The sequence below is a fragment of the Plesiocystis pacifica SIR-1 genome (genome assembly GCF_000170895.1).
Lineage (GTDB): Bacteria > Myxococcota_A > Polyangia > Nannocystales > Nannocystaceae > Plesiocystis > Plesiocystis pacifica.
Genome location: NZ_ABCS01000211.1, coordinates 1 through 4,509, shown reverse-complemented (window position 1 = coordinate 4,509; position 4,509 = coordinate 1). Strand labels below are relative to the sequence as shown.

General features: G+C 71.7%; 4 protein-coding genes. All 4 read left to right on the top strand.

Going from position 1 to position 4,509, the window contains the following annotated elements; all coding sequences use genetic code 11:
- The first annotated feature begins 207 nt into the window (after window positions 1-207).
- The 4 genes from PPSIR1_RS41160 to egtD all read left to right on the top strand — a co-directional run bounded on the left by PPSIR1_RS41160 (window position 208) and on the right by egtD (window position 4,493).
- Window positions 208-594 (top strand): MAPEG family protein, encoded by a 387-nt coding sequence (locus PPSIR1_RS41160; RefSeq protein WP_006977275.1) that lies wholly within the window; start codon window positions 208-210, stop codon window positions 592-594.
- Window positions 595-599: 5 nt separating this feature from the next.
- On the top strand, window positions 600-1,664 hold the full coding sequence (locus PPSIR1_RS41155; RefSeq protein WP_157596534.1) for a DUF2804 domain-containing protein: 1,065 nt from the start codon (window positions 600-602) through the stop codon (window positions 1,662-1,664).
- 137 nt (window positions 1,665-1,801) lie between these two features.
- On the top strand, window positions 1,802-3,388 hold the full coding sequence (locus PPSIR1_RS41150) for a hypothetical protein (protein WP_157596533.1): 1,587 nt from the start codon (window positions 1,802-1,804) through the stop codon (window positions 3,386-3,388).
- A 127-nt stretch (window positions 3,389-3,515) separates the two neighbouring features.
- Window positions 3,516-4,493, top strand: a complete 978-nt coding sequence (gene egtD / locus PPSIR1_RS41145; protein ID WP_006977272.1) for an L-histidine N(alpha)-methyltransferase — start codon at window positions 3,516-3,518, stop codon at window positions 4,491-4,493.
- The last annotated feature ends 16 nt before the right edge of the window (window positions 4,494-4,509 follow it).

Here is a 4,509-nt window from a genome sequence, read left to right as displayed (position 1 = left end):
CCGGGCGCGCGCTCGGACGACGCCCTCGGCCGCGAGCGACTCTTGCTCGACACCGCGGCCCTCGACGGCGTCGGGCCGCTCGTGCGCGTGGTCGCCCACTTCGACCCGGCTGCGTGGCTCGCCGAGGCCCTGCGCCGCCTGCTGTGATCCGCCGAGCCCCCGCGCCGCCTTGCCAAAGCGGCGCCCAGGGGTGACAAGGACCGGGCCATGACCACTCCCTTCCTGTGTGTGCTCATCGCCTTCGTGTTCGCCTGGGTGACGCGCATCCCGGTGTTCGTGGCGATCCGCCAGGCCGGCAAGGAGATCGACAACGAGCTCCCGCCCCGGCAGATGGCCAGCCTCGAGGGCTTCGGCGCCCGGGCCGTGGCCGCCCACCGCAGCGCCCTCGACCACCTCGCGCCCTTCGTCGCCGCGGTCCTCGTCGCCCACCTCGGCGACGCCGACCCGCGCCGCTCGGCCGTGCTCGCGATCGCCTTCGTCGTCGCCCAGGTCCTGCACACCGCCGCCTACCTGGCCAACATCGACTACCTGCGCAGCTTCGTGTGGCTGATCGGCTTCTTCACGACCCTCGGCCTGTTCCTGCTCGCGCTGTGAGCCCCATGCCGATCGAGCGCAGCCTCCAGCCCCCGCCCGCCCGCATCGTCGAGGACGGCGCGACCCAGTTCGGCACCTTCGACGCGCCCATCCCCGCGGTCAACCTGATCGACGCCCAGCCCTTCGCCCTGCCCCTGCCCCGGGGCCTGCGCTGGGCTCGGCTCAAGGAGTGGCAGGCCTTCCAGTTCGGCGACGAGCGGGTGTTCTTCAACGTCGCGCTGTTCAACGCCAAGACCCTCGCCCTGGCCCAGGTCAAGGCCTACGACCGCCGGGCCAAGCGCAAGCACCTGTTCGAGCGCAAGCTGGCGCCCTGGGCCCTGCGCGCGCCGACCCAGGTGCTCGACTCGCGCATGGCGTGGACCGGGCGCGACGGCGCGACCATTCGCTTCCACACGCACATGGACGCGGGCCGCATCGAGGTCGAGCTCGACCTCCCCGGCTCCCGCGACTGCCCGCCGATCGAGGGCGCGGTCACGGCCTGGACCGCCGACGCCGAGCCCCAGGTCGTGTCCATCCCCTTCGCCCCCAGCACCGGCGCGCCGACCCGGGGCATGGTCTCGCACAAGGGCTGCTTTGGGCTCAGCGGCGCCATCGAGCTCGACGGCGAGCGCTTCGAGTTCACCCGCGAGCGCGCCTTCCTGCTCATGGACGACCACAAGGGCTACTACCCCTACGTGATGCGCTGGGACTGGGTCACCGGCGGGGGCGTCGACGAGCGCGGCCGCAAGATCGGCTTCAACCTGACCCGCAACGCGTCCCTCGATCCGGCCCGCTACAACGAGAACTGCGTGTGGGTCGACGGCAAGCTGCACCTGCTCCCGCCCATCGAGCTCCAGCGCATGGCCGAGCGCAGCCCCGAGGTGTGGACGGTGCGCGACGCCGAGGGCAAGGTCGCCGTCGACTTCGAGATCGAGCTCGACGGCTACGTGCGGGTCAACGCGCTGATCGCCGAGAGCCGCTACCGCGGCCCCTTCGGCTCGGTCCGCGGCACCCTCGAGCTGTCCGACGGCGAGCAGATCCGCGTGGACGGGATGTTCGGCATGGCCGAAGACTTCCACCTGCGCTGCTGAAAGATTCATCGCCGCGCCAGCTTTTGGCCCGATGTCGTGATCGGCCCCCCGAGCCGGGCCGCGAACCGGGCCGCGCCTGGACCCAAGCTGGAGGGAGGCCGTGCGCGAGGGCCTAGCGGCTGCTACCGTCGGCTCTGATGCGCTCGCTCCGTCTCGCCCTCCCTCTGGTCCTCGCATCGTCCTTCGTGCTCGGCCCGGCCTGCCACAAGGGCAACACGGCCTCGGGGGAGCACCCGCGGACCGGGCGCAAGACCAAGAAGAAGACGCCCAAGGTTCAGCTCCCCGACCCGCTGCCGCTGCCGGCCGAGCCCAAGGCGGCCGCCTACCTCGCGCAGCCCCAGGGCGCCGTCGATCTGCTCTCGCCCTACAGCCCCTACCCGCTGCAGATCCGCGGGCTGATCCAGCTGGCCCTGGGCCGGGTCACCAACCCGACCCTCGCCGAGCAGCTCGCGACCGCCGTCGACCCCGAGGGGACCTTCTCCAACGTCGTGCTCGAAGGCCGCGAGGAGGTCATCCGCCTGTCCATCGCGCCCGAGTCCGCCAAGGACCTGGCCGCCGAGCTCGCCAAGCTCGAGGCCGTGGGCGAGTTCGGGGCCGTGCGCCTGCCCAGCGCCGACGGGGGCGGGGGCTCCGAAGGCAAGCCCGCCCGCGCCCGCGAGTGGCTCGCGTGGATCGACGCCGAGGACGGGGGCGCGCTGGTCATCGCCAACAGCCTCCCCGGGCTGGTCACCGGCCGCGAGCTCAAACAGGTCTACGGCCAGCGAGACGTGTTCTTCACCGCCAACCTCGCGAGCTTGCCGCTGCCCGCCGAGATCGCCGGCGAGATTCCCTTCGCCCACGTCGAGGGCCGCGGCGATCTGTCCAAGGTCGAGCTCATCCTCGAGGCCAAGGAGGGCGTCGACCCCCTCGCCGGCTTCCCCATCGCCCCGGGCACCCTCGGCGGCTTGCTCGACGGCCCCGACATCACCGCGGGCGCGAGCACCACCTACGCCGACTACGACTCCGCCGTGCGCGAGGTGATCGTCGAGGTCAACAGCCAGGTCAAGGCCCTGCCCTTCCTCGTCCGCGGCATCGGCGAGAACCTGGCGGCCAAGCTCAACACCGTGCTGCGCAGCTGGGACGGCCGGGTGCTCGTCGCCCTCGGGCCCTCGGGTCACCTGCGCGTGGCCTACGGGGCCAAGGACGTCGACAACAGCCGCGTCGCCATGATCCGGCTGATCCAGGCCGTGGTCGAGAACGTCGAGGTCGGCCGCAAGTTCATGTCCCAGCTGCCCCGGCTGAGCTTCCGCCGGCGAGTCGCCAAGGGCGACGGCAACGACGTCGAGCTGTTCGTCATCCACGAGGCCACCAACAAGGTCCCGCCGGAGCTGCGCGGACTCGTCGACGGCAAGGGCCGGCTGAACGTCGCCATGAGCTGGTCGGAGCGAGCCGGCGGCGGCATGTTCGTCGTCGGCCCCCAGGCCGAGGCCGAACTCGCGCGCTGGCTCGACGAGACCAAGGGCTCCGCGAGCGGCAAGGACACCCGCGAGCTGCTCGCCTCGGCGACCTTCGCCGGGGACGCGGAGGCCCTCAAGACCCTCGTCAGCTCGGCCGAGCCCGACCTGGGTGCCATCTTGCAAATGGCCGCCAGCGGGCCCAAGTGGTCCGTGAGCGCCCGCGAACAAAGTCCTGGGGTCTACGCCGTCGAGCTTCGCACCCCGGCCAAGCCCGCGCGCGCGAAGTGATCGAAAGGCGAACTCACGCGCCCGCCGACGTGGCATAGCTGTCACCGGCGCATCGGCGAAACAAACATCGGGGATGGTACGAAGTTGGGGGCGAGCCCTCCCCCAGGGCGTCGCCACTGACCCGCTCATGTCAGCCCTTCCCGCCATCTCGAGCTCCTCGGAGGAGCGCAGCTTCGCCGAGGACGTGCTCTTGGGCCTCTCCCAGGACCCCAAGAGCCTCCCCTGCAAATACTTCTACGACGCCCGCGGCTCCCAGCTCTTCGACGCCATCACCGAGCTCGAGGAGTACTACCCGACGCGCACCGAGGCCGTGATCATGCGCGAGCACGCGGCCGCGATGGCGGCCGCCATCGGCCCCGACGCGCTGATCATCGAGCTCGGCAGCGGCAGCAGCATCAAGACCCGGCTGCTCCTCGACCAGCTCGAGCGCCCCGCCGCCTACGTCCCCGTCGACATCTCCGCCGAGCACCTCGAGCGCTCGGCCGCGGCCATCGCCGAGGACTACCCCGGCCTCGAGGTCCTGCCCGTGGCCGCCGACTTCACCCGCGGCTTCGACCTCCCCGAGCCCACCCGCGAGGCCCGACGCCGCGTCGTCTACTTCCCCGGCTCGACGATCGGCAACTTCTCCGAGCCCGAGGCCGTCGAGCTGCTCACCGCCGTGAGCCAGATGGTCGCCCCGGACTCGCGGCGCCAGCTCGCGCCCGGCGGCCTGCTCCTGGGCTTCGACCTGGTCAAGGACGCCGGCGTGCTCGAGCGCGCCTACGACGACAGCCAGGGCGTCACCGCGCAGTTCAACCTCAACCTGCTCGCGCGCATCAACGCCGAGCTCGAGGGCAGCTTCGACCTCGAGCACTTCGAGCACCGCGCCGTGTGGGCCCCGGGTCCCCAGCGCATCGAGATCTCGATCCGCAGCCTGCGGGACCAGGTCGTGCGCGCGGCGGGCAAGCAGTTCCGCCTGCGCGAGGGCGAGGAGATCCTGACGGAGTACTCCCACAAGTACACCCGGGACAGCATCCGCGCGTACACCAAGCGCGCCGGCCTCAACCGCGCGCGCATCTGGGCCGACGGCCGCGACTACTTCGGCGTCGGCCTGTTCGAGCCCTAGCCGAGACTCGCCAGCC

What these genes read in the sequence shown, in the direction of transcription:
- PPSIR1_RS41160 (WP_006977275.1), top strand. Translation starts at nt 208, where the DNA reads ATGACCACTCCCTTCCTGTGTGTGCTCATCGCCTTCGTGTTCGCCTGG.
- PPSIR1_RS41155 (WP_157596534.1), top strand. Translation starts at nt 600, where the DNA reads ATGCCGATCGAGCGCAGCCTCCAGCCCCCGCCCGCCCGCATCGTCGAG.
- PPSIR1_RS41150 (WP_157596533.1), top strand. Translation starts at nt 1,802, where the DNA reads ATGCGCTCGCTCCGTCTCGCCCTCCCTCTGGTCCTCGCATCGTCCTTC.
- egtD (WP_006977272.1), top strand. Translation starts at nt 3,516, where the DNA reads ATGTCAGCCCTTCCCGCCATCTCGAGCTCCTCGGAGGAGCGCAGCTTC.